This window comes from Colwellia sp. MB02u-10, assembly GCF_014077185.1.
Taxonomy (GTDB): Bacteria; Pseudomonadota; Gammaproteobacteria; order Enterobacterales; family Alteromonadaceae; genus Cognaticolwellia.
In genome coordinates, this window is sequence record NZ_JACGVK010000108.1 from 43,882 (window position 1) to 69,634 (window position 25,753).

Consider the following 25,753-nt stretch of genomic DNA (forward strand, 5'->3'; position numbering starts at 1 on the left):
AATGGCAGGGGTAGAGAGATTCGAACTCCCAACCGTCGGTTTTGGAGACCGCTGTTCTACCAATTGGAACTATACCCCTTCAATCTGTACTTACACTTACCGAGTGATTCTTAGTTGTTTGGGAATTAAGAGAGACTCTAGAAGTGAGGCGCTATTATACTAATCAAAATATTTTACTCAAGGACTATTTTCGAGTTTTAACTAGATGCTGCATCAGCCTTACTTTTTCACCCGTTTTATTGGCTTTTATAAATAGCATTGACACTCAACAATCTGCAAAAAAGACGCCTAAGCGTCTTTTTTATTGTATTAATCTGTTCTAAAATCAAGTAATGATCCGGTAGAGTAAAGCAGATACTACTATACTACGCTAGCAACTATTGACTTATACCACTTTCATTAAATTTGTGATCTTGTTGTGCGCAGAGAAAATGCATCAGGGCAAGACGCTTGATTGAGCAATAGCTGGCTATTGTGATTGAGAGCACCGTAGACTTGGTGTATTTTAACCAGCACAAGTGGGCAATAACTTAATGAAATTGGTATTATTTCAACTTCACTATAGCTCAACTATAAAACAAAAAAGACGCCTAAGCGTCTTTTTTTATCGTGTTAATGTCTTCTAAAATTAAGCGATAATTTTAGATACAACACCAGCACCAACTGTACGACCACCTTCACGGATAGCGAAGCGTAAACCTTCGTCCATCGCTACTGGGTTGATAAGCTCTACAACAAACTTCAAGTTGTCGCCTGGCATTACCATTTCAACACCTTCAGGAAGCTCTACTGCACCAGTAATATCCGTTGTACGGAAGTAAAACTGTGGACGGTAGCCTTTAAAGAATGGCGTATGACGACCACCTTCATCTTTGCTTAGTACATATACTTCTGACTCAAACTTAGTATGAGGAGAAATTGAACCAGGCTTACATAGTACTTGACCACGTTCAACGTCTTCACGCTTAAGACCACGAAGAAGAACACCACAGTTCTCGCCAGCACGACCTTCGTCAAGTAACTTACGGAACATTTCAACACCTGTACAAGTAGATGTTTGTGTGTCACGAATACCAACAACTTCAACTGCGTCGCCGATTTTAACAATACCGCGTTCAACACGACCTGTTACAACCGTACCACGACCTGAGATTGAGAATACATCTTCAATAGGCATGATGAATGCGCCATCAATTGCACGCTCTGGCTCTGGAATGTAGTTATCTAATGCATCAGCAAGTTCGATTACTTTCGCTTCCCATTTCTCGTCGCCTTGAAGAGCGCCAAGTGCTGAACCTTGAATTACCGGTAAATCATCACCTGGAAAGTCATATTCAGAAAGAAGTTCACGAACTTCCATTTCTACTAATTCTAATAATTCATCATCATCAACAACATCACATTTGTTCATGAATACTATGATGAAAGGTACGCCAACTTGACGTGATAACAAGATGTGCTCACGTGTTTGTGGCATAGGACCATCTGTAGCAGCAACTACTAAGATAGCGCCATCCATTTGTGCAGCACCGGTGATCATGTTTTTGATGTAATCGGCGTGACCAGGACAATCTACGTGCGCGTAGTGACGTGCAGCTGTATCATACTCAATGTGAGAAGTATTAATGGTAATACCACGTTCACGTTCTTCAGGAGCGTTATCGATTTGTGCGAAGTCTTTAACTTCACCACCGTGAACTTTAGTTAATACCGCAGAGATAGCGGCTGTTAAAGTTGTTTTACCGTGATCGACGTGACCGATAGTACCAACGTTAACATGCGGTTTTAAACGTTCAAATTTTGCTTTAGCCATCTTAAAGTACCTCTGGGTAGATTAAATCTATTAATTTTTTAGTCAACATTGATTCATCTATAGAAGGCCTAAAGAAGTGGTGCTGATAGGCAGATTCGAACTGCCGACCTCACCCTTACCAAGGGTGCGCTCTACCAACTGAGCCATATCAGCATTTCTCTATAAAGACTGGAGCGGGTGGCGGGAATCGAACCCGCTTCATCAGCTTGGAAGGCTGAGGTAATAGCCAGTATACGACACCCGCTAAATTCTATCAGATTATCTCTGTTAAAATGGTGGAGGGAGGTGGATTCGAACCACCGAAGGCTGAGCCGTCAGATTTACAGTCTGATCCCTTTGGCCACTCGGGAACCCCTCCAAATTTTTATTTCACATTACAAGTAATGTATTAATGGTGCCGACTGCCGGAGTCGAACTGGCGACCTACTGATTACAAGTCAGTTGCTCTACCAACTGAGCTAAGTCGGCACTACATTAAGTGGTGCGAATTCTAGAGTAATGTTTTCGTGCTTGCAACAGCAAAATGCAAAAAATAAGCATGTTTTTATGCGTTTGATGGTTTTTTACCCACAATCACAAATTTTTAACTATAAACACTGACCTTAACTCACTTGAAAACAGCTTAAACCCAGAAAAACTAACTTAGGTTCAAGTTGACAGTGCTCAGCCATTAGCTTTGCAATCTGTTCACCATTGCCACCAGTTATCAGCACCTTGTCGAGTGTTAACGAACTATTTGCTTGAATAATAGCTTCTTTAATCGCCCCTATGGTCATAGCCCAACTACCATGGTTCAAACAATTTGAGCTATCCTGACCAAAGGATATACTTGCGGTCACTTTAGGTGTGGCGATAATTTTAGTGGTGCGGGTTAATAAACTATCAAATAGGGTTTGTACACCTGGCATGATCCAACCACCAAAATGCTGACCATTCGCCGCTAACAGATCAACAGTTGTTGCAGTGCCGGCGTCGATAATAAGTAAGTTTTGTTGTGGATAAAGCTGTTTCGCCCCTATCATAGCCAGCCAACGATCAACGCCTAGGCTTTCTGGCTGCTGATAAGACGAGGATACTCCAAACGCGCGTGCTGAACTCTGTACTTGTACAAAAGCAATATTATAGTCTGCTACCCACTTTTCGATCGCATCATGCACTTCACTACCATGCACGTTAGCAAGAATTACTTCGCTAACCTGTGAAAATTTACCTTGCGATAACTGTACTTTAAAAGCGTGATAGTTGAGATAAACAATGTCAGAAAGTGGCGCAGAAACATCCGATGCTTGAAAAACATATTTTACCTGGGTATTACCGACATCAATTAACAGCCTCATAACCCAACCCTTAGGCTAACTTCACCACCATACACAGGACTTACTTGGCCATTAACCTCCAACATCAATGCTCCTTGGCCGTTAATACCGCGACAAATACCTCGAGTGACTTTCTCACCCGTAATCAAAGCGACAGGTTTGTTAAAGTAAAAGTCTTGTGCATGCCACTGAGTCACCATAGTATTGATGCCCGTTTCGCTATGCACTTTTAACCGCCTATGCAAGGCTGCAATGATGTTGGCTGCTAACATGTTTCGATCAATATCTACACCTATAGCGCTCGACAAATCAATCCAGGGTTGATCGACTAATGCTGCACTCTTGACTGGCATTTTAATATTGAGGCCAATACCAATAACACAATGGCAAGGCTCCATCGCTTGACCTTCGAGATCAATTAAAATGCCGGCAAGTTTAACACCATTGAAATAAATATCATTTGGCCACTTCAATTCAACATCCACTTGATAAAGTGCTTTTATTGCATCACTCACTGCCAGTGCCGCCACAACGCTTAACCCCATGGCTGCTGACATACCTTGCTCTAAATACCAATACATTGACAAGTAAATATGTGAGCCAAAAGGTGAAATCCATTTTCGCCCCCTTCGTCCTCGACCAGCACTTTGATATTCAGCAATACACACTTGCCCGACAACATTTTGGTTTGGCAAACGGCGCATTAAATAACTATTAGTTGAGTCGATTAAGTTATGAACTTCTACCTTGGCGCTAGTATTTTGTTCAGCCAATTCTGCCACTATGAGACTTTCGCTGAGCAGTTCAATGGGTTCGGCTAATCGATAGCCTTTGCCGGTGACACTAAAAATATCAAAGCCCATTTCTTGTAATGCACTAATATGCTTTGAAATAGCCGCGCGACTGACGCCGAGTTCTTCGCCTATAGCTTGCCCTGACAAAAACTCACCTTTAACCAATTTTTTAATCAACTGCTCACGAATTGCTTTCATTGTTGACACCCTGTGTTGATATGACTTAGCTCACCATCAGCGCCAATAAATCTAACTTCTGGTATCAATTGCAGATTAAATTTGGCCATGATTGTTTCCTGAATATAGACGGACAAGGCGACAATATGCTCACCCTGCTTACTGTCATAGTTAATAATCACTAAAGCTTGGTTTTCGTGCACACCCACACCCCCGTCACGAAAACCTTTAAGACCTGCTTGCTCAATCAGCCAACCTGCGGCTAACTTTATTTCACCACTTTGTTGTCGATAATAAGGCATCTTAGGATACTGCTGCTGTAAAGCATGAAAAAAAGCTTCACTCACCAGCGGATTTTTAAAAAAGCTGCCGGCATTAGGCAGTAATTTAGGCTCAGGTAATTTTGCCTGACGTAACTGGATAACTTTTGCCATAATAGCCTGCGGAGTCACAGGGGCAATAATGGCGCTTAAGCCTTGGTAACTGTTAACCGGTTGCCAAGCTTTTGGCAATGAAAAATGCACCTGGGTAATAATACCTTTGCCGTTTAATGCTTGTTTAAAAATACTGTTACGATAGCTAAATTGACAGGCGGCGTTACTATAATCTATCAACTTTTTCGTGGCAAAATCAAACCAAGTAACCCGTTCAATAAAATCACTCACCTCAATACCATAAGCACCGATATTTTGTACCGGTGCGGCCCCCACACTGCCAGGGATTAGGGCCAGATTTTCTAAACCGTATATCGCGCGATTAATGCAAAACAAAACCAAGTTATGCCAATTTTCACCACAAGCGGCACTTACCTGAAAATATTCATCATTTTCAGTGACCTCAATACCCATTAAACTGGGCTTGATAATGGTTGGCGCCTGCGCTTGGCAGAATAAGGTGTTTGTGCCTTCACCAAGAATATAAGACCTGAGCGCTTTATCCGTGCTTATTTCAAACAGCTCTTTAACGGTAGACGGGGATAGTATCTCGTCGGTGACGGCTGGCACATTTAAGCTGTTTAATGCTTGTAAAGGGAAGTTAGCGCGTGTTTTCATAACAGTGACTATAATAAATTTTCCTTATTGTACGCAAAAATAGCCTGCGCATAAACAGTGCTAACCCTAGTTATACTAGTAAGGTTAATTTATTAATTCATTGGCTATAAACTGAATGTGGGGTAATTGCTCGATAAGCAGCAGAAAATTTGTTGTCTGCATGGCAATGCTAGTGACGAAATGCTGATAATTAATCGGGTGTTTTACCAAGTAAAGCCAGCGATTACTTGATAAAAACACCCATAAAGTATTATATTGCTTTAGTAAAGGCTTTAGATTTTCGTTGAATATTATATAGTTGTTGCTTACCTTCCGGTAACTTTTCAATGGCTTGTTCGATGTAGCCTTGCTCAATAAACCAGTGTGCGCTAACTGTAGTCAAGACAAAAATTGACGTGAGATTCTGCCTTTTCGCCGCCTGCTCTAGTGCTTGAATAAGACGAATGCCCCGGTTGCCACCACGATAATCTGGGTGAATAACTAAGCAGGCTATTTCACCTGTCCTTGCTTCTGGGTAAGGGTAAAGGGCCGCACAAGCGATGATAACATCTTCTTTTTTAATCACCGTAAAACGGTCGATTTCAATTTCAAGCAACTCGCGTGAGCGTTTAACCAGCACACCTTCTTCTTCCAGTGGCGCGATTAATTCTACTATGCCGCCAACGTCATCAATACCGGCAGCTGACAATTGCTCTTGATAGTCTTTGGCAATCAAGGTGCCTGCACCGTCACGAGTAAACAGCTCCTGTAATAAGGCGCTATCACTAGCGTAACTTACACTATGACAACGCTCTACCCCTTGTTTACCACATTGTATAATCGCTTGTAACAGTAACTGCTGAACATGATTTTCTTGTTCTGCAAGTAAATCACTAACAGTCGCTACCCCACAACTTCGAATTAAGGCCCCCTGTTTATCGAGTAACCCCGATTGTTCAGTTAAGGTAATAAGTTTGTCTGCTTTTAACGCTATCGCGGTTTTTGCTGCCACATCTTCTAACGCTAAATTAAACACTTCACCCGTTGATGAGTAACCCACAGGCGATAACAAGACTATTGAGCCAAAATTTAATTGGGTATTAATACCTTCAGCGTCAATTCGACGCACCAAGCCAGTATACTTAAAGTCAATGCCGTCACGCACACCAATAGGCTTAGCAATAACAAAATTACCGGTACTGACCCGGATTTGCGCACCATGCATAGGTGAGTTAACTAAGCCCATGGTTAACAAGGCTTCAATATGAATACGCAGCGAACCGGTTGCGTCTTTTACCGCCGTCAAGGTTTCTGCGTCAGTAACCCGTATATTACCTTCAATTTGCTGCGGTAGGGCACGAGCAATGAGTCGCTCTTCGATTTGCACGCGCGCACCATGCACCAAAACCAACTTAACACCCAAGCTTCTTAACAAAGCTATATCATGAATGATATTGGCAAAATTTGGGTGTTGTATCGCCTCACCACCAAACATCAAGACAAACGTTTTACCACGATGGGCATTGATATAGGGCGCTGCATTTCTAAACCACTTTACATTATCTTCATTACTATTCATGACATCTGATCACTAATATCTATCGCTTATCTTAATACGTATATATAACTTATGAATAACTTATATATACCCGCTCAACTTCAAGGGGTAAATCTGTACAAGCTTAGAACGGGTATAAACATTAAAGTGGCTAAACTTTTTCAGCACAACGATTAACAATATATTCCATGGCAACTTCATCTTCAGGGTTTTTATGTGGGCTTTGCTCACTGTCTTCTATGATGTTGTCTGCTAAAGAATGTTTATCAATCAAATTAAAACCTAACTGCTGGAAATAGCTTGGAATATAAGTCAGCACAATAATTTTTTGTAGTTGCATTTGATGAGCAAATTCTAATAAATATTGTACCAGTGCTTGGCCTTGACCTTGACCATGAGCGGCTTTATCAATCACTAGGCTACGAATCTCGGCAAGACCTGTTTGGTAAATATACAGTGACGCACAGCCGACTACCGCGCCGTCAACTTCAACAACAACAAAATTTTGCACCGCATGAATAATATTATCGCGACTGCGTGGCAGTATTTCACCGCGCTCGGCCCAGTAATCGACTAAAGCTGAGATACTGTCAATATCTGACATTCTTGCTCTGCGCACCGACATAGCGGCTGCACGCTGGGCATTTAAACGTTGTTTTACTTGTTTTAAGGTTAAGTTAATTTGTGTTTTACTTGGCGCACCTAAAACTTGAGTATTTAAGGTATCTTGGTTGTCAGCTAAAATATTGCCTGACTGAACTTCTGCTAAAGCTTTGTCGACTTGCTGACGAGAAGTGCCGCCGATAGCGTCGCGCTTATCTAAACAAGATTCAATTGATAAATGTTGGTAGACATCTTGTTCAATCCTGTCGCTAAATTTTTGCAGTTGTGCAATTGAAAAATCTTCCAAGGCGTGTCCAGCATCAATAGCCGCCAATACAACTTCACCAACAATATGATGCGCTTCTCGAAAGGGAATATCTTTACTAACAAGGTAGTCAGCAAGCTCGGTTGAGTTGGCATAACCTTGCTGAGCCGCCGCTAAAGTACGCGCACGATTGACCGTTAAGCCTTCAGCAATTAATACCGCCATCTGCATGCATTCTTGCCAAGTATCAAGCGCATCAAATAAGCCCTCTTTATCTTCTTGCATGTCTTTATTGTAAGCCAGTGGTAAAGCTTTCATAGTCATCATCATACCGGTGAGTGAACCCATCACTCGCCCAGCTTTACCGCGCAGTAATTCACAAGCGTCTGGGTTTTTCTTTTGTGGCATTAATGACGAACCTGAGCTAACTAAGTCGCTCATTTCAACAAAACCGGCTTCACCTGAATTGTAAAAAACCAAGTCTTCTGCAAAACGCGATAAATGCATCATGCTAATACTGGCGGTTGATAATAATTCAATCACATGATCACGATCTGAAACTGCATCTAAGCTATTGAGTGTGGCACTACGAAAGCCAAGATTATGGGCCAACTTTTCACGATCAATTGGATAAGCTGTGCCAGCTAAAGCACCAGAGCCTAGGGGTGAAGTGTCAGCGCGATACAAGGCGTCTTTTAGGCGACCAATATCACGGTTAAACATCTCAACATAAGCCAAACACCAATGGCCAAAAGTGATCGGTTGTGCGCGTTGCAAATGGGTGTAGCCTGGCAACACGGTATTACGCTCACGTTCAGCCAGGTCTAATACTGCCTGTTGCAAATTCACTAAGGCATAAAGTAAATCATTACCAGTTTCTTTACACCAAAGTTTTAAATCAGTGGCTACTTGGTCATTGCGACTGCGACCCGTATGCAATTTCTTGCCTAAATCACCAGTTTTTTCGATGAGATTAATTTCCACCCAACTATGAATATCTTCCGCGTCAGACGCTAAAATTTGCTTTGGATTTTCTTCAACTGAAGCTTTTAATGCTAACAATGCCGCTTTTAATTCTTCAAACTCTGCTTGGCTTAAGACATTAACCGTAGTTAATGCTTCTGCCCAGGCAATAGACCCAACAATGTCTTGTACTGCCAAACGATAATCAACAGGTAAAGAGTCATTAAACTTTTTAAACTGCACACTGGCTTGCTCTTTAAACCGTCCACCCCATAATGCCATTTCTAAATTCCTCTACCTTTATTTTTTTGCAGTAATTACTGAGTCTGCTTGTTTAAGCGCGGTAATTCTACTGGATAAGCTAAACAAACGAATAAAACCTTCCGCATGTTTTTGGTCATAAACATCATCAGCGCCAAAAGTGGCAAACGCTTCTGAATATAAGCTGTTGGGTGAACGACGTTGAGTCACTTGTGCCATACCTTTATAAAGTTTGACGACGACATCGCCAGTAACTTTTTCAGCAAAAGAAGCGGCAGAGGCAAGTTGTGCTTTCGCAAGTGGTGTAAACCAACGACCGTCATAAATGACATGTGAGAACTCATGACCAACAGATTCACGATACTTTAATGACTCTTTGTCTAGTATTAATGACTCTAGCCCTTTATAAGCGGCCATTAAAACGGTGCCGCCGGGAGTTTCATAACAACCACGAGACTTCATACCGACTAAACGGTTTTCGACAATGTCGATACGGCCAACACCATGTGCAGCGGCTTTTTCGTTTAAATACATTAATGATTGATAAGCCGACATGGGCTCGCCATCGACGGCAACTAACTCACCTTTATCAAAGCTGAGCATTACCTTGCCTGCTTCGTTCGGTGCGTCCATAGGGTCAACTGTCATGGTCCACACTTCTTTTGAAGGCTCACACCAAGGGTCTTCTAACTCGCCACCTTCATGCGATATATGCCAAGCATTAGCGTCACGACTATAAATTTTAGTTAATGAAGCCGAACAAGGGATATTACGCTCAGCTAAATAATCTAATAGGTCTTCACGTGAAACCATGTCCCACTCACGCCAAGGGGCAATAACGGTGAGTTGTGGTGCTAAGGCAGCAAAACAAGCTTCGAAGCGCACTTGGTCGTTACCTTTACCGGTACAACCATGACAAACCGCATCAGCACCCACTTTTAAGGCAATTTCAATATGTGCTTTGGCGATCACTGGACGCGCCATTGAGGTACCTAATAAATACTGGCCTTCATAAACCGCACCCGTTTTAATGATAGGGTAAATATAGTCTTTAACATATTCTTCTTTTAAGTCAACTACATAACATTCTGAAGCACCCGAGGCGATGGCCTTTTCTTTAATGCCAACAAGCTCTTCTTCGCCCTGACCAACATCAGCACAAAATGCCACCACTTCACAGCCTTGATAATTCTCTTTTAACCAAGGAATGATAGCTGAGGTATCTAAACCACCTGAATAGGCCAGTACTACTTTTTTAATGTCTTTTTTTGCGGCTAAAGCCATGATTTTATTCCTTAACAATATTTTGTTGTCAAGCTAGCCAATAACGAGTCATTGGCTAGCTTGAAATGTTTTTTAAATTTAATTTGCTCATCTGCTTAGTAAAACAGAGATCAATCCGCTAATAAAGTGACTAACACCGCATTTTGTGCCCACATGCGATTTTCAGCCGACTGAAAAGCCACTGACATTTCACTGTCGAACAACTCAGTAGTAATTTCTTCTTCAAGGTGCGCGGGTTGACAATGCATAACAATACTTGCCCCTGCGTTTGCCATCACTTGATGATTCACTTGATACGGTTTAAAGGTCGCTAAAATATCAGCAACATTGGTATTATCACCCATAGATATCCAAGTGTCAGTGTAAATAGCATCTTGTTGTCCTAATTCAGCTATATCCTGGGTTAAAGATAACTTAGTCCCTGATGCTGCACTAAAACTCACGGCTTTATTATACATTTGTTCATCAGGACCATGCCCTACTGGGCAAACTAAAGTAAAATCAACCCCGACGATTGCTGCCATTAGCATTAATGAATTAGAGACATTATTTGCGTCACCAATGTAAGCAAGTTTTATTTTGCTCAGATCAGAAAAATTTTCTGCTAAAGTCACAAAGTCAGCCAATGCTTGGCATGGATGATACACATCACACAAGGCATTAATCACAGGTACACTGCCATGCTGGGCCAGTTGTTCTATCGAGCTGTTGCTAAAAACTCGTGCAACAATAGCATCGGCATAACAAGAAAGGTTCTTAGCATAATCGCTAACTCGCTCACGTTCACCTAATTTACCATTTTGTTGGCCTAAATACAGAGCATGACCCCCTAATTTATTAATGCCAATATCAAAACTAACATGGGTTCTTAGCGAGGGTTTTTCAAAAATCATGGCAACTGATTTACCCGCCAAGGCCTGAGAGTAATTTTCAGGTTGCTGTTTTATATCACGTGCTAAGGTAATTAAGTCGAGTATTTGTGCTTTATTTAGCTGATCATCAGCTAAGAAGTGTTGTAAATTCATCAATCTTTAATCCTGTGCGAAACCGGTTAACAACTTGTCTTATGACAATTAAAATGGCTTATATGAAACTAACAACCATTAGGCTGTATACGAGTGCCGACACTGTCGCCGTTGAGCAAATCGACAATTTGCTCAGGTGATTGCCAACTAGCAACCGCGATACTTCGTCGTAGCTGATTCGCCGCTCGCAATGCTGCGTTTACTTTAGCGGTCATGCCTCCGGCAATAACGCCACTGGTAATAAGTTGTTCTGCTTGCTGAGCATTCAATGAGCTTAAATACTCGCCCGTTGCCCCTTTAACGCCATTAACATCGGTCAACAGCAATAATTCAGCATTAAGCAACTGACATATCACTACCGCGGCATCATCAGCATTTACATTGACTAACTCACCATTATCTAAAGCACCAATGGATGAAACAATAGGTAAAAATTTTGCTTTTAGTAGTGTATCTAATAACGCGCTACTAAAAGGTTGAGGTACACCGACTTGGCCTAATGCTAGAGGGCTTAATTGGCACTGCACCATTTGACCGTCGGTAAGTGACAAACCAACAGCGGGCAGTTTTAAACTCGCTGCACTGGCCACAATAGCTTTATTAACATTACCGGCTAGCGCACCACTAATAATAGGCATTTGCTCTTTGGGTGTCACTCGTAAACCGTGTTTTTTTTCCGTAACAAAACCTGCTTGAGCAAGCATTTCATCAACCACACAGCCACCACCGTGAACGATAACTACAGGTTGATCTTTTAAACTGGCAATTACGGTTAACAACGCAACTAAGGCAGAAGTGTTGCCTTGATTGTAGCCATCTAAAATAGCGCCGCCAATTTTGATCACAACAGGCTTCTTCATCAGTAATTCCCTGCGGTTAATAAGCTATATTCACTTGGTAAGCCCAAACTAATATTGGCACATTGTATGGCTTGTGAAGCCGCTCCTTTTAACAAATTGTCAATAGCGCAGCTCACCACCACCACCTGTTTTTCTTCATCAACTAACCAATGCACATCAGCAAATGGGCTATGGGCCACATTGTCTATTTTAGGCCAAGTGTTTACTATTCTCACTAATGGCGTGTCTTGATAGGCTTTTGTAAAGGCACTGTCAACTTGTTGACTAGTAACCCTAGTTTTTAGCTTTAAGGTCGCCGTCACTAATAGTCCGCGTTTGTAAGGGGCTAAATGTGGATTAAAAATCACCTCAACGTTAGCTTCTTGACTAATTTCTGGCTGATGCCTGTGCTGCAAAATATTGTACGGGGTTAAACTCACTTCACAAAAACTTGTCGCTAATGACGCTGTACGACCGGCCCCCGTTACGCCACTAATCCCATTAACCACAATTAATGAATTTTCTTGATGGAGATCATTGCTGGTGATGGGCTTTAACGCTAATAAACTCGCGGTCGGATAACACCCTGGCACAGCAATTAAATTGCTGGTAGCAATCTCGGCGGCTTGCCATTCGGCTAAACCATATTGAGCCTGTTGTAGTGCGTTTAACGCTTGATGTTCAAAACCATAATGCACGGGATATTGCTTAACGTCTTTTAAACGAAAACCACCCGATAAGTCGAACACTTTAACATCTTCGTCAATAAAGGCTTGGGCCCATTGCGCACTAAACTCATGGGGTGTGGCAAAAAATACCGCATCAATCTTGTGTTTAGAGGCAATGATATGTTGCTCAAACCATAGTGGAGAAAAAGGCTCTAGCGGCAAATCACATATACCTTGCCAACGAGCATGTAATTGTGAAAATTTTTGACCACTAGAGGTACCATTTTCAGACACTAATAAATGTTGAATTGATATTTTATTATGCTGCGTTAACAAGCCAATTAATTCAGCACCCACATACCCACTTGCACCAATAACTACGACGTTCATTTACTTACCATTTTTTTACGATTAGGAACTAAAACTCACGGTACTATTTACGCGTAAATTTTGCAATTCTATTCAACTTTAAGCAATTATTATCTCGCTTTATGAACAAAAACATATCATTATCTAGAGAATCAAGACTGACCAAAACTAATATTTGACGCTATTGTTGTAGCTTAGTTGAATACATTACAAACATTTTCATAGTGTGGTTAATTATGCTCTTTACATTAAGTTGCTAAAATACCACCATATAAATAGTTATGCAACAAATTAGCATAAATACCCACTGAATAATTTTAGGTGCTTAAATATCATGAAAAAGCTCAATAAAAAACTCCCCAACTTTACCCAAGCCATTAGCCAATTAATAGCACAACCCAGTATTAGTTCTTCGCAGGCGAGCTGGGATCAAAGTAATGAAGGGGTAATAAATTTACTGTCAGCTTGGTTTGAAACCTTAGGCTTTACTGTCACTATTCAAGCGGTTCCACACGCTAAAGGTAAGTTTAATATGTTGGCTAAATTAGGCACTGGTACAGGGGGCCTATTACTCGCAGGCCACAGCGACACTGTACCTTTTGATGAAAATAGCTGGTTATCCGATCCGTTAAAGATCACCGATAACGATAATAAACTTTTTGGTCTTGGTAGCTGCGACATGAAAGGTTTTTTTGCCTTTATTTTGCAAGCTTGCCAACATATTGATCTTAAAAAATTAAACAAGCCATTATACATTTTAGCCACTGCCGACGAAGAAACCACCATGGCTGGCGCGCGATTTTTTGCTAACAGTGAAATAATAAAACCTGACGTTGCCATTATAGGTGAACCAACAAATTTAGTGCCTGTGGTAATGCACAAAGGCCATATGTCTCATAAAATTAGCATTAAAGGTCAGGCTGGACATTCAAGTAAACCGGCAAGCGGCATTAATGCGATTGAAATAATGCATCAAGTGATTAGTGAATTATTCAAACTCAGAGAAAAACTCAGCCTAAGCTATCAAAATGAAGCTTTTGATGTTCAAACACCTACGATGAATTTAGGGGCTATTAGAGGCGGTGACAATGCAAATCGAATTTGTGGCCATTGTGAGCTTGATATTGATATGCGCTCTTTACCGGGTATGAAAGATGAAGAACTAGTGGCTTGGTTAGCAAAGGCTTTACAGCCCATTGCGGAAAAATATCCTGGTCGACTCAGCATAGACGAGCTTGACCCTAGTTCACCGAGTTTTCAGCAACCCCCTGAAAGTGAATTAGTACTTACGGCTGAAAAACTTTCTGGTCATCATTGTTGTGCGGTAAATTACGCAACAGAAGCACCATTTATTCAACAATTGGGTTGCCAAACTATTGTGATGGGCCCCGGCTCGATTGATCAGGCACATCAACCTAATGAGTATTTAGCCCATAGTGAAATTACAAAAACTGAGCTATTACTGACTAAACTCATTCATCATTATTGTTTTTAAGTTTTAGTATTTTTACTGCGTCAAGAAGAAAGCAGTTGGCAGAATAAAATTAAGCTTACCCGCTAATGTATATCCTATTTATGCTAGCGGGCTCGACTCCAGAGCTTTTGGTTACCTATGTTCAAAAAGTATCCCCCTGGTTGCCAACAACGCGGCAATAAATCGCGCTCCTTACGTTCAAGATAGTTTGATGACAACAAAGGTAGAATTTCATCCAATCTTGCTTTGCTTATATTCGAGCACTCTTGTGCTGTTTCTACAAAGTATAAATTATTGCTTTTTTTTACGACCAAGTCATGCCCATGGCCAATGAAGGTCAATTGTCTTGATGCTATACGGCATTTAGGCTCATTAGGTTTTTCAGGGTAGAGCTGAGTGACTATCGCATATTCATAACGCAAATCCTGAACAACATCATTCGGGATGTAAATCACCCCAAATCCTTGTGGAAAATCGCCAGTAATTTGATATAAGGCATCGACTACCTGGCGACTACAACGGCCTCGTTCAGCGTTCTTATATAAGGCTTGGTATACTCTCGGTAATAATTTATAGTTGTAGTTCTTTTTGGTTGATAAGACAATGCCGGTATATATTTGGGGTATTTTTAATATGTTGCCCACACCTAACTTTGGCTGGAAACTACTCATTATAAGCTGCTTAACAAAGTACAAGGTCTGAGTTTGTGTACTATCAAAGGCCTCTCTTTCAGCTACAGAGTCACCTAGATAATTTACCACACCAATACCATTGAGAAGATAATTTATAGTTTCACGATAATTAATCTGCAATAAGGCTTTCCGCTCTTCAAGCTCTAAAGTGCGAAAACAGTCTAGTTTGCCATTAACACCTTGTATAATCTTCTGTGCATTAGGATGATAATGGCCAATATCTTGTAATATAGCGGCCATTAATACAGGTATTTTCACCAGATCTTTAAATTGACGCAAGACCTCTGCACTACCATTGCGTAATTCACTAAAATCAAAAGCTATTAGTGCCATTAATTCTTGCGCTAAAGTGTCTTCGGATGAAAAATTTTTTAAACAGATTTGATCTAGTAACCTTAAAGCCAGTACAGCCCTATACAAAGGTTTACTACGTTCGTTTTCAACTGCCACTTTACTGCCTTCGGTTGGCAATAATAACTGCATAGTGCCTAATAGCTCTGCTGATTTTCGCTTAGTTTCAGCCAAACTTTCACCTTCACAAAGTTCGAAGATATCTCGACAAATACGCTGCAAATGTTGGGCGCGTTCTTTGCGCTCTGCGCTTAACACTGTTAATTTTTTTTGCTGCTCACGTTCAAGCTTTAAAAGTTTCCTGTTACTTTTATCACTATCAATTTGTACTAACTTGGCTATTTCATTGTCAAGGCTCTGAACTTTGCCTTGTGAAATCAACTCTAAATCGTAAAATGCTATAGCCCTTTCCAAGACAGAATCTTTTAAAGGACTAGGTCCGTAAATTTTAGTTAATAAAATTTTGACCTTAGTAGTAAACTTAGTATCACCAGAGAAATTTTTCAACATGAGTTCCATTCGTATAAGTAGTAGCTATTAAAATGATAGTGCCGTCGTTCTAGCGCTTTAATTGTCTAGCCTAGAACAAACAAAGTATATAAGTATTAAGCTATCTTTCATGCCTTTTATGGCTATTGTGCTCACTACATAGTGAATATATGCATGCGATTAATGACATGCTAAAAATGCAAATTTTCAACCCATACTTGTCTCAATCCATGTTTGATCCCTGAATCAGGTTAGTTAACAGTCGATAAATATGATTAAGATTGAACAGATTAATTAAAATGTCAATACTAAAGTGCCAGGTGAGATGGAGTCTGACAAAATACGGTTACATTGGCAGCACTTGATCGACACTGTGCATTAGAACATACTGACTAAGCTTTACACTAATATACAAATTTGCCGCATTGGCAATTAAGGATAATGATGGCCTCAAGTAACTTTAAAGAAACACTCAAAAGTGTTGCCGCAGCATTTTTTGGTGTGCAAAGTGATAAAAATAGAGAGCGAGACTTTACTCATGGTAAATTTAGTCATTTCATTATTGCGGGTTTAATTGCTGTGGTGCTATTTATAGTGACCTTAGTTACCATTGTGAGTTTCGTTTTACCCAGCTAATATTTTTTGTTCAACACCACTAAATTCAACTTAAGCCTTAAGTAAAGCTATAAGTCACGAAAAATTCAATGGTGCTAGCTCAATATTACAACAAAATGGTATTATCTCATCGCTTGCTGACTATGCGTTATCCACTTTCATCAAGATGATATAAGCCATTGATATGTGAGTTGGCGTTACTTAATAAAGCGCGAGTAACTCAAACACTTTATTGCGTGCATTACCTTTTTGACTAATCGTTCGTGACACTTCTATTGAGTGATGTTTTTTTGCATGCTGATATATTTTTCGTGTCCAAATAGTATCGTGATTACTGATCAATACTGATATTTTACGATTTTTGGTGACTTCTTCTACCGCATTGGCTAAATCAGCTTGTTCATCTAACCCAAAGCCGTTACCTGAATAACTGGTAAAGCTCGCTGTTTTACTTAACGGCACGTAAGGAGGATCGCAATAAATAATATCACCTGATTTCGCATGAGCAAAGGTTTGTCGATAACCGTCACAAATAAAGACCGCTTTTGCCGCTTTCTCAGCGAAATAGTGCAACTCAGCTTCAGGAAAATAGGGCCGTTTATATTGCCCAAAAGGTACATTATAACCACCAGATTTATTGTATCGACATAAGCCATTATAGCCATGACGATTCATGTAGAGAAACACTAGCGATCTAAAATAAGGGTCTGAGCTGGCATTAAAGTCTTTTCGCAGTTGATAGTAACTGTCTGCCTGATTATTTTCAGGTGAAAACAATCGACGAGCATCAGCGATAAATTTATCAGGTGTTCGCTGCACAATACGATATAAATTGATCAGATCTTGATTTATATCATTGAGTAAATATTCGTCATAATCACTATTTAGAAATACAGAGCCGGCGCCAACAAAAGGTTCAATCAAACGATTTCCTTTTGGTAACATAGAATTTATGACATCGGTAAGCGCGTATTTACCACCCGCCCATTTTAAAAAAGCTCGATGTTTTTTCTTCATAGCACCTACAAATCCAAAAATTTAGCAACAGATACTTAGCATCTGAAAAGTAAGCGGGGATTGTATCCTGAATTAACCTTTATTGGGAGAGTAGAAATGCATTGATTTCGTTATTAATAACCGTAACTGGCTTTATCCAGGGTTGCCGTGCTAATAACAATTTTGGTAAAGCGGCTAAAGCAGATTGTGCTGCTGATTTTTCTGCATAGGCTAAGGTGGTGATAACCACTGACGGTTTATTATTTAATAAACGCTGATAAACTTGATAGTCAATCGTAGTTAAATCCTCAAGTAATGATTTTGGCAATGTTAAATCGCTATAGGCGGCTAATTGAATAACATAGCCAAGGTGATTACTGTAATAGTCATTGTTAACGCTGACTTGATTAACTAGCTTATTCTGCGCAGTTATCGCTTGTACGTTACGCCGACTCGCTGAAGGTTTAAGCATTGCACCATTGGCTGCTGCACTATTCATACTCTCTGCTGTAATCGCTGACATCACCTCAGCAGGTGATGCCGGTAACCTTAGCGCTTTTCTTGGCAATACTGACGATGGATTAATTAACGACGAGTAAATGTCTTTAGGTCTAGCAGCAAGCCTAGTGTTTTCGATTTTAGTTTCAGTTACTGGCTCAGCATTATCCTCACGATTAATGGCTAACACCATGGTTTGTGGTTTCGCTAATACTTCAGTTAATGATATTTCTGCTTGTTTATTAGCGCTGATTAATTTTGCAAAATTAAAACTATCTAATTGCAATAAATTAATAACCAAGACGCCAAGACCTAATAAAAAAACTAATGCACTAATTAACACTTTATTTTGATTAATAAACTGCCATTTTGGCTGAGTATTTTTAAATATTGCTGATGTGGTTGACAGAAGTTGGCCCGATTGTGCCGATAATAACGTCAGTTTATTGTCAAATAAACTTTTATTATTCGCCACGGTTTTACCCGCTTGTACTGAGCCAAACATCACAATGTTAACCACCAAATTGGCTTTTTTAGCGATAGCGGCTAGTTGTGATAGTTCATGCAATATCTGTAATGATAAGTGCTGAGCACTGTCGAGCACAATACTAATGCCCTGCGGTGATTTTTTAGCTAAATTAATCACACTGACTGCTAATGATATTTCTGGATCAAATAATTCACCGGTATATAACTGCTCGATTATACGACAACGAATTTGAATATTATTAAACTGTGCAGCAAGTGAGATATAGGCAGCATTATGCTGCTCGGGTAAACTGGCTAAAAACTGGCTAGCGCTGGGCGCGCTTTGTTCAACGCTTTCATCGATAACTAAAATAGCTTGTTTTGAAAAACGTAGAATATAATCTATGCGGGCATGGGCACTAATTTTAGTGACACTGGTGTTATCATTAGATAGGCCAATATTTTTCATTAACGCTGACATGCTTCACCTATTCTGAATAAAATTACAGAATTTGTTGAAGGTGTTCCTCACTAACATCGTCATTAATTTCAGATTGGCCAATAGCCGTTGGAAGAATAAAACGAAGCTTTCCAGCTAAGTTCTTTTTATCACGACGCATATGACAAATAAATTCATCAAAACCCATATTTTCTGGTGCGACTAACGGTAAATCAAAAGCAGACAGCAAAGTTTCAATACGACGAAGATCTGACACTTCAAGCAAATTCATTGTTACTGATAACTTAGCTGCAAGTACCATGCCAGTAGCAACAGCTTCACCATGCAACCAATTACCATAACCTTGGTCAGCTTCAATAGCATGGCCAAAGGTATGTCCTAAGTTTAATAAAGCACGCACACCGGTTTCTGTTTCGTCTTCAGCAACAATATTCGCTTTGCATTGACAACAACGTTCGATCATCTGCATTAAAATCTTATTTTCACCAGCTTTTATTGCATCAATATGCTGTTCAAGCCAAGTAAAAAAATCACCATCGCCCAATATACCGTACTTTATCACTTCAGCCATACCAGCATTAAATTCTCTAATCGGTAAAGTTGCTAGACTTGCTAGGTCAATAAATACCGCTTTAGGTTGATAGAACGCGCCTATCATATTTTTACCTAAAGGGTGATTAACGGCAGTTTTTCCGCCAACTGAAGAGTCAACTTGAGACAACACCGTGGTAGGGATTTGAATAAAATCAATACCGCGCTGATAACATGCGGCGGCAAAACCCGTGATATCGCCAATAACTCCACCACCTAGCGCGATTAAGGTTGTGTCTCTGCCGTGATTACTCGCTAGCAGATGTGACATTATCAGTTCAAAATTCGCTAAGCTTTTCTGAGCTTCACCATCAGGTAATATGACTTCATCAAGGTCAAAATCCCTAAGACTATGTTTCATCTGCTCAATATAGAGGGGTGCGACGATATTATTACTGACAATGCAAACACGCTTACTGCGGATATGACTAGACAGCAGTTCACTATTTGCTAATAGTCCGCTGTCTATATAAATTGGATAACTGCGCTTACCGAGTTTAACCTGAAGTGTGGTCATAATTATGTCGTTTAAAAGTCCAAGCGTTCAACTATTTTACTTGCAACAACTTTCGCACTTTGGTCATCCGTCTGCACGATAACATCGGCAATTTCTTCATATAACGGATTACGTTCTATCGCTAAGTTTTCAAGTACCGTTCTAGGTTCTTCATCAGTTTGTAGTAGCGGACGACGTCGGTCTCTTTGAGTGCGAGCGACTTGCTTATCTATCGTTGTTTCAAGATAAACTACAATGCCGCGTGCTGATAAGTGATTACGTACTTGAGCGCTGATCACAGATCCACCACCAGTAGCCAAAACAATTCCTTGTTTTTCACTTAAGTCTTCAATAACTGACTCTTCTCTTAGTCGAAAACCTTCTTCGCCTTCAAGATCAAAGACCCACGCGATATCTGCACCAGTACGACGTTCGATCTCTTGATCTGAATCAAAAAACTCTAGATGTAGCTTATCCGCTAATTCTCTACCAATGGTGCTTTTGCCTGCGCCCATTGGGCCTACAAGGAAAATATTACGTTTTTCTGCCATTAGATTAATTAATACTCGTTTATTTATTACGTGAACAGGTAAGAGAGAACCTCTCTCGAAAATTTCAAGGGCGCAATTATCGCAATTGTTGGGTACAAATTGCAAGCATGTAAGAGTAAAACACCAACTTACATGCAAATTAACTTAGAATTTTTCCGTAACTACGCGTGGTGTAACGAATATTAACAGTTCTTTTTTCTCATTAAAGTTACTGCTATTCCTAAACATCCAACCAAAATAGGGAATATCACCCAAAACAGGTACTTTTGACACTGAACTAATAATTTGTTGTTGATAGATTCCACCCAATACGATGGTTTCACCATTATTCACTAAAACTTGTGTACCTATTCTTTGTGTGTCGATAGCAGGTGCCGTGCCATTTGAAACATCAGACACCGTATCTTGCGTTACCACCAAGTCCAAAATAATTCTATCATCAGGGGTAATGTGCGGTGTTACGGTTAAACTTAATACCGCTTTTTTAAATTGTGTTGATGTTGCACCACTCGACGCGGCTTCTTGGTATGGAATTTCCACACCTTGCTCGATATACGCTTCTTTTTGGTTTGCCGTCGTAATGCGCGGACTGGCAATTATTTCGCCTTTGTTTTCTTTTTCCATCGCACTTAATTCAAGATCAAGAATGGTACCATCAGCCAAGCGCGCAACCTGAAAGGCGATACTGCCCGCTGGGTTTGCTACGGGTAAGTTTACATTCAATCTGTCACTTAAATCCGGCACAGTGCTACTGCCAGCACCAGCTAAAGATCCTGAGGTTGAAGACTCACCATCAGAGTCTGTTACGCCCCAGCGAATACCCAACTCTTCATTAATATTATCTTTTACCGTCACCATACGAGATTCAATAATAACTTGGCGAACAGGGATATCTAATACCAAGACCATACGTTTAATATCTTCAATACTTTTAGCCGTATCACGGAGCAATAAAGTATTGGTTCTTTCATCAACGCTAACACTGCCGCGCGTAGATAAAATGCTGTTGTCTTGATTTTTAATTAATGCCGCAAATTCAGCCGCTTTTGCGTAGTTGACTTGCACGTATTCAGAATATAATGGTGCGAGTTCTTGCACTTGTTGCTGGGCCTGCAAGTCACGTGCTTCTCGAGCAGCTAGTTCATCACTAGGCGCCACCATAAGAATATTGCCTTGCATACGCTTGTCTAAACCTTTGACCTTTAAAATAATATCAAGCGCTTGATCCCAAGGTACACCGTCTAGTCTCAAGGTAATATTGCCAACCACAGTGTCACTGGTCACTAAATTAAAGCCATTATAATCAGCAATAATTTGTAAGACAGTACGCACCGAAATATCTTGGAAATTTAATGAGATTGCCCTGCCACTAAAGTTTTCTTCTTCACCTAGGTAACCGTCTTCTTTCACTTTAGCGTTTATTGTTAATGAAAAAACATCATTAAACTGCTGATGCTTATATTCAAACGGCCCTTCAATATCAACGACTAAACGGGCATTTCGTCCTTCTTTAAAGGTTTCAATCCCGTTAACTAATGTGCCAAAGTCAGTAACATCTAATTTATAAATATAGTCTTCAAGAATTTCAGTATTATGAAATTCAATATAAAGTTTTCCTAATTTATCGCTAACATCAACAGCGACCTTACTGTCGATAAGCTTAACCAAAAGTTGTGCTTCATTTTGCTGACCACGTTTAAAGTCAATATTGTCGATCTGATTTATAAAACCATGTCCCAGCGGAATTAACTGTGTTATCGCTTTATTTACCTGACCGGTATTTAAGGTTAGGGCAAAAGTATTATCTTTTTGGCTAACATCGAAAATTGATAATTGCTGCAAATTAACATCGGCAACAACTTTACCCGCCATTTTACGCACAGTGATATTTTTTACCCCTGCATGTGCAATCAGCGTAGTCGCTATCGCAGGGTTAAATTTCTCTGCATCAAAGGTTATTCTCACTTGTGCCGGTGTCATTGTCGTCGTTACTGTTGGTGGTGCAATAATTTTATCTGATAGTTCAAATATCAATTCAATTTCATTACTCTGAATGGTGTTATAAGTGATCCCTGTTAGTTCGTTCGCCCACGAAAAAGTTGATAACACGCATAAATAGGCGGCCATAATTAATTTTATTTTTTTACAATGTGTCATAAGATTATCGTTTTTTACTTTATTAAATAGCAACATTACTTCCTTTGCCCCTCTGCACTTGCCTGTGTCATGGTAACGACAGTCTCACGTTCCACCCAGCAACCTGCGCCATCTGGGATTAACTCTAATACTTTTACATGATCTTGGCTTACTGTGGTAATTCGCCCATAATATAAGCCGACATAACTACCAACAGCAACTCGGTGTAAGGTATCGTCAGACGCCTCGAGTAGTGCCCAAGTAACACCTAATTCACCTAAGGTGCCACGCATCACTAAATCACTTAATGAAAACTTCTCCAATGGCTGTTTTCTTCGACGTGGATCTGGACTTAAACAACCTGAAATTTGTTGGATTTTTTCTTGAATAGCTTCAGGTTTTGGCACGTCAAACGGACTACGAAGTACGTTTGCTGAATAGTCAAAGTGAGCAAAAACTTTCATTTTAGGCATCGGCTCTATTGTACTAGTGGTGCTCGCTTGCACATTGGCAATGTGTTGTTGCAAATCGTCCGTATTGCTATAACAGCCGGTTAATAAAACAGCACTTAATATAATAACTTTTTTCATTATTCGTCTGCCTCCCGATAACGGTAGGTTTTAGCTTGCAACTTTAAGGTTAAATCTCCTGAAGCTTGGTTTTGCAAATTAATGTCAAAATTATGCAGGGTAACTATACGCGGTAAGCCAGCAATTCGACTGACAAATTCACCAAACTCATGATAAGAGCCCAGCACTTCAATATCTATGGGTAATTCGACATAGATTTCTTGTTCTATTTCCGGCTGCCAATTTAATTTAACAAAATCAAGTCCGGTAGTCGTACCGACAAAGGTAATGTCATCTAGCAGGCCAGGGGTTTCATGACTTTCTGGTAAGCTTTTTAGTTGTTTGGCAAACATCGCTTCAGCTTCGATCATTTGTTGTTCAAATATTTCTAAATTCGCCGCTACATGATATTTAGCTTGGTATTTTTGCTTAAGTGTAAGCTCTTGTGCTGTCACACGTTCAAGTTGTTTAATTTGATCGCTGATCATTAACACATAACCCAAACCTAAGACTAAAACCACTAAAAATATTGATAAAACTATTTTGGCGGCTTTTGGCCATTGTCCAATATTATCAAGCTCTAAGCCTTCGAATTGCTCCATAAATTCCGATGAATCAAAATTCATTAGGGTGCTCCTTGCTGGGTCAATTCGTTCGAATTAATCAAACCTTTAATTCGAACGCGCATTTTAAAATCACTTAATAATTTACTTTTTGCATCGTTGGAAGTGATAGATTCAAGAATCGCATCTTCAAATAAATCAGAACGCTCAATTTCCCTGATCATGTTGGCTAGATGATTGTTAGACTCACTTTTACCGATAATATTTAAGCTATTATCCTGTTTTTCTAAACGTGTAAGATAAATACCATTGGGGACTACTTTTGCTATTTCGTCTAACACTTGGGTCACAACATTACGACTACGTTGCAGTTGCTCAACAACACTGGTGCGTTTTTTAAGCTCTTTTTTCTTTTCATTAAGCGACTTTATTTTTACAATGCGTAAATCCAGTAGTTGAATTTCATTTTGTAAAAATTGATTACGAGCATTTTGCCCATCAATATGCATTTGATAAAACTGATTCACTGAAAATACGATGAGCAATGCCACTACGGCAACTAGGGTTAGCATGGTAAAATATTCTCGTTGCCGAGCTTTTTCAGCTTCTTCACGCCATGGTAGTAGATTTATATATGCCACGGGGAAAAACTCCTTAATGCTAATCCAGCTGCCACCATATAGCGCGGTCCTGTTTTCGCTAACACTTCTTGATTAATAGTGCTCGAGATTTCCATGCCGGCAAATGGGTCAGCTATGACGGTATGAATACCCAATTCTTCTGACAATAGTTGCTTAACGCCTTCCACTAAAGCACTACCACCTGAGATAACCAGGTAATCAATTTTTGCTTTACCACTAGTGGTAAGAAACATTTGAATTGCACGACGAATTTGCTGCACTAATATAGTGTGAAAAGGTGCTAAAACCTCAAAAGTGTAGTTGGGTGGCAGATCATCAGTTAATTTCGCTAACTCAGCTTCTTCAAAAGACTTATTATAATAAGAAACAATCGAACGAGTATATTGTTCACCGCCAAACAGTTGATCACGACTATAAATATGAGTACCTGATTCAGTGACCGAAAACAGGGTCATTGTCGCGCCCAAATCTACGGTAGCAATAATTTTATCCGCTGCATCGTCAGGTAATTGCCTTAAAATTAAATCATAGGCGCGACTGATAGCGTAAGACTCAACATCAATAACTTTAGTTTCAAAACCACCGGCTTCTAATGCGGCAACTCTTGCTTCAACAGACTCTGTTCGGGCTGCGCTAAGTAACACATTCATTTTACTTGGATCTGATTCATTAATATCGAGCGATTCAAAGTCTAAGCTGACTTCATCAAGGGGGTAGGGAATTAAGCTATCAGCTTCAATTTCTATCTGGCTAGCCAATTCTTGCTCAGTTAAGGCTACATCCATATAAATTATTTTTGTGATAACCGTTTGTCCGGATACTGCAGACGCCGCTTGTCGTACAGACGACGAAATTTTTTTTCGTATTTTTGCTATCACTTTACCTACAGCATCAATATCTTGAATTTCTCTATCAACAATTGCCCCTCTTGGCATCGGCTCAATAGCTAGCGTTTCTAAAATATATCCGTTATCATTTTGGTTCAGTAAAACGGCTTTGATAGAGTGAGAACCAATATCAATTCCAACCATCAAAGCGGTCTTTTTTTTCCATAAACTACTTAACATAGAATCCTTCTAGAACATTTTATTTTTATAATATTAGATAAAAAATTGGCATAAACTCATTTATCACATGCTTTTACAGGATATACTAGTATTATTACCTCTATTTTATAACTTTTATCGAGCTTTTTTT

General features: G+C 39.9%; 22 protein-coding genes and 5 tRNA genes. 2 read left to right on the forward strand and 25 right to left on the reverse strand.

Features of this window, described 5'->3' with window-relative positions; translation table 11 throughout:
- Positions 1–2 precede the first annotated feature (2 nt).
- The 15 genes from H4J59_RS06565 to argC all read right to left on the reverse strand — a co-directional run bounded on the left by H4J59_RS06565 (position 3) and on the right by argC (position 12,987).
- Positions 3–79: transfer RNA gene (locus H4J59_RS06565), tRNA-Trp, on the reverse strand.
- A 549-nt stretch (positions 80–628) separates the two neighbouring features.
- Entirely contained in the window at positions 629–1,813 is a 1,185-nt protein-coding gene (gene tuf / locus H4J59_RS06570; protein ID WP_146877790.1) for an elongation factor Tu, read from the reverse strand.
- Positions 1,814–1,890: 77 nt separating this feature from the next.
- Positions 1,891–1,966: transfer RNA gene (locus tag H4J59_RS06575), tRNA-Thr, on the reverse strand.
- A 16-nt stretch (positions 1,967–1,982) separates the two neighbouring features.
- Positions 1,983–2,057 (reverse strand) — tRNA-Gly (locus H4J59_RS06580).
- A 29-nt stretch (positions 2,058–2,086) separates the two neighbouring features.
- Positions 2,087–2,171: transfer RNA gene (locus tag H4J59_RS06585), tRNA-Tyr, on the reverse strand.
- A 34-nt stretch (positions 2,172–2,205) separates the two neighbouring features.
- Positions 2,206–2,281 (reverse strand) — tRNA-Thr (locus H4J59_RS06590).
- Positions 2,282–2,415: 134 nt separating this feature from the next.
- The gene (locus tag H4J59_RS06595) at positions 2,416–3,150 is read right to left on the reverse strand and encodes a type III pantothenate kinase (RefSeq protein ID WP_182237865.1); all 735 of its coding nucleotides are present in this window, start codon (positions 3,148–3,150) and stop codon (positions 2,416–2,418) included.
- A complete protein-coding gene (gene birA / locus H4J59_RS06600) occupies positions 3,147–4,121 on the reverse strand; it encodes a bifunctional biotin--[acetyl-CoA-carboxylase] ligase/biotin operon repressor BirA (RefSeq protein WP_182237867.1) in 975 nt (324 codons plus the stop codon). The genes H4J59_RS06595 and birA overlap by 4 nt, the downstream gene beginning before the upstream one ends.
- Entirely contained in the window at positions 4,118–5,152 is a 1,035-nt protein-coding gene (murB, locus tag H4J59_RS06605; protein ID WP_182237869.1) for a UDP-N-acetylmuramate dehydrogenase, read from the reverse strand. Before murB ends, birA begins: the two co-directional genes overlap by 4 nt.
- Before the next feature lie 250 nt (positions 5,153–5,402).
- Positions 5,403–6,710, reverse strand: coding sequence for an amino-acid N-acetyltransferase (argA, locus tag H4J59_RS06610; RefSeq protein ID WP_182237871.1), 1,308 nt, complete (start codon positions 6,708–6,710; stop codon positions 5,403–5,405).
- 130 nt (positions 6,711–6,840) lie between these two features.
- Entirely contained in the window at positions 6,841–8,802 is a 1,962-nt protein-coding gene (gene argH / locus H4J59_RS06615) for an argininosuccinate lyase (protein WP_182237873.1), read from the reverse strand.
- 18 nt (positions 8,803–8,820) lie between these two features.
- On the reverse strand, positions 8,821–10,065 hold the full coding sequence (locus tag H4J59_RS06620; RefSeq protein ID WP_182137214.1) for an argininosuccinate synthase: 1,245 nt from the start codon (positions 10,063–10,065) through the stop codon (positions 8,821–8,823).
- 110 nt (positions 10,066–10,175) lie between these two features.
- The gene (locus tag H4J59_RS06625; protein ID WP_182237875.1) at positions 10,176–11,090 is read right to left on the reverse strand and encodes an ornithine carbamoyltransferase; all 915 of its coding nucleotides are present in this window, start codon (positions 11,088–11,090) and stop codon (positions 10,176–10,178) included.
- Positions 11,091–11,158: 68 nt separating this feature from the next.
- Positions 11,159–11,950, reverse strand: a complete 792-nt coding sequence (gene argB, locus H4J59_RS06630; RefSeq protein WP_182237877.1) for an acetylglutamate kinase — start codon at positions 11,948–11,950, stop codon at positions 11,159–11,161.
- Positions 11,950–12,987, reverse strand: a complete 1,038-nt coding sequence (gene argC / locus H4J59_RS06635; protein ID WP_182237879.1) for an N-acetyl-gamma-glutamyl-phosphate reductase — start codon at positions 12,985–12,987, stop codon at positions 11,950–11,952. Before argC ends, argB begins: the two co-directional genes overlap by 1 nt.
- A gap of 313 nt (positions 12,988–13,300) precedes the next feature.
- Here argC and argE point away from each other — a divergent pair, with 313 nt between their 5' ends.
- Complete coding sequence (gene argE / locus H4J59_RS06640) at positions 13,301–14,461, forward strand: acetylornithine deacetylase (protein WP_182237881.1); 1,161 nt, start codon at positions 13,301–13,303, stop codon at positions 14,459–14,461.
- An 83-nt stretch (positions 14,462–14,544) separates the two neighbouring features.
- Here the strand turns inward: argE and H4J59_RS06645 are convergent, their stop codons facing one another.
- Positions 14,545–15,993 (reverse strand): hypothetical protein, encoded by a 1,449-nt coding sequence (locus H4J59_RS06645; RefSeq protein ID WP_182237883.1) that lies wholly within the window; start codon positions 15,991–15,993, stop codon positions 14,545–14,547.
- Positions 15,994–16,416: 423 nt separating this feature from the next.
- Between H4J59_RS06645 and H4J59_RS06650 the strand changes: the two genes are divergently transcribed.
- Positions 16,417–16,608 carry a DUF2970 domain-containing protein gene (locus H4J59_RS06650; protein WP_404852007.1) on the forward strand — a complete coding sequence of 64 codons (192 nt, stop codon included), beginning with the start codon at positions 16,417–16,419 and terminating at the stop codon, positions 16,606–16,608.
- Positions 16,609–16,788: 180 nt separating this feature from the next.
- Here H4J59_RS06650 and H4J59_RS06655 read toward each other — a convergent pair whose 3' ends face one another.
- The 9 genes from H4J59_RS06655 to H4J59_RS06695 all read right to left on the reverse strand — a co-directional run bounded on the left by H4J59_RS06655 (position 16,789) and on the right by H4J59_RS06695 (position 25,623).
- Complete coding sequence (locus H4J59_RS06655) at positions 16,789–17,604, reverse strand: Dam family site-specific DNA-(adenine-N6)-methyltransferase (protein ID WP_182237887.1); 816 nt, start codon at positions 17,602–17,604, stop codon at positions 16,789–16,791.
- Between the two features lie 79 nt (positions 17,605–17,683).
- Positions 17,684–19,030, reverse strand: coding sequence for a hypothetical protein (locus H4J59_RS06660; RefSeq protein ID WP_182237889.1), 1,347 nt, complete (start codon positions 19,028–19,030; stop codon positions 17,684–17,686).
- 22 nt (positions 19,031–19,052) lie between these two features.
- Positions 19,053–20,120: a 3-dehydroquinate synthase gene (gene aroB, locus H4J59_RS06665; protein WP_182238006.1), complete on the reverse strand. Its 1,068-nt coding sequence runs from the start codon at positions 20,118–20,120 to the stop codon at positions 19,053–19,055.
- Between the two features lie 8 nt (positions 20,121–20,128).
- A complete protein-coding gene (aroK, locus tag H4J59_RS06670) occupies positions 20,129–20,647 on the reverse strand; it encodes a shikimate kinase AroK (protein ID WP_182137206.1) in 519 nt (172 codons plus the stop codon).
- A gap of 144 nt (positions 20,648–20,791) precedes the next feature.
- Positions 20,792–22,804 carry a type IV pilus secretin PilQ gene (locus H4J59_RS06675; protein WP_182237891.1) on the reverse strand — a complete coding sequence of 671 codons (2,013 nt, stop codon included), beginning with the start codon at positions 22,802–22,804 and terminating at the stop codon, positions 20,792–20,794.
- 35 nt (positions 22,805–22,839) lie between these two features.
- Positions 22,840–23,373 (reverse strand): pilus assembly protein PilP, encoded by a 534-nt coding sequence (locus H4J59_RS06680; protein WP_182237893.1) that lies wholly within the window; start codon positions 23,371–23,373, stop codon positions 22,840–22,842.
- A complete protein-coding gene (locus tag H4J59_RS06685; protein WP_182237895.1) occupies positions 23,373–23,978 on the reverse strand; it encodes a type 4a pilus biogenesis protein PilO in 606 nt (201 codons plus the stop codon). Before H4J59_RS06685 ends, H4J59_RS06680 begins: the two co-directional genes overlap by 1 nt.
- The gene (locus H4J59_RS06690; protein ID WP_182237897.1) at positions 23,978–24,556 is read right to left on the reverse strand and encodes a PilN domain-containing protein; all 579 of its coding nucleotides are present in this window, start codon (positions 24,554–24,556) and stop codon (positions 23,978–23,980) included. The genes H4J59_RS06685 and H4J59_RS06690 overlap by 1 nt, the downstream gene beginning before the upstream one ends.
- Entirely contained in the window at positions 24,544–25,623 is a 1,080-nt protein-coding gene (locus H4J59_RS06695) for a pilus assembly protein PilM (RefSeq protein WP_182237899.1), read from the reverse strand. The genes H4J59_RS06690 and H4J59_RS06695 overlap by 13 nt, the downstream gene beginning before the upstream one ends.
- Positions 25,624–25,753 lie beyond the last annotated feature (130 nt).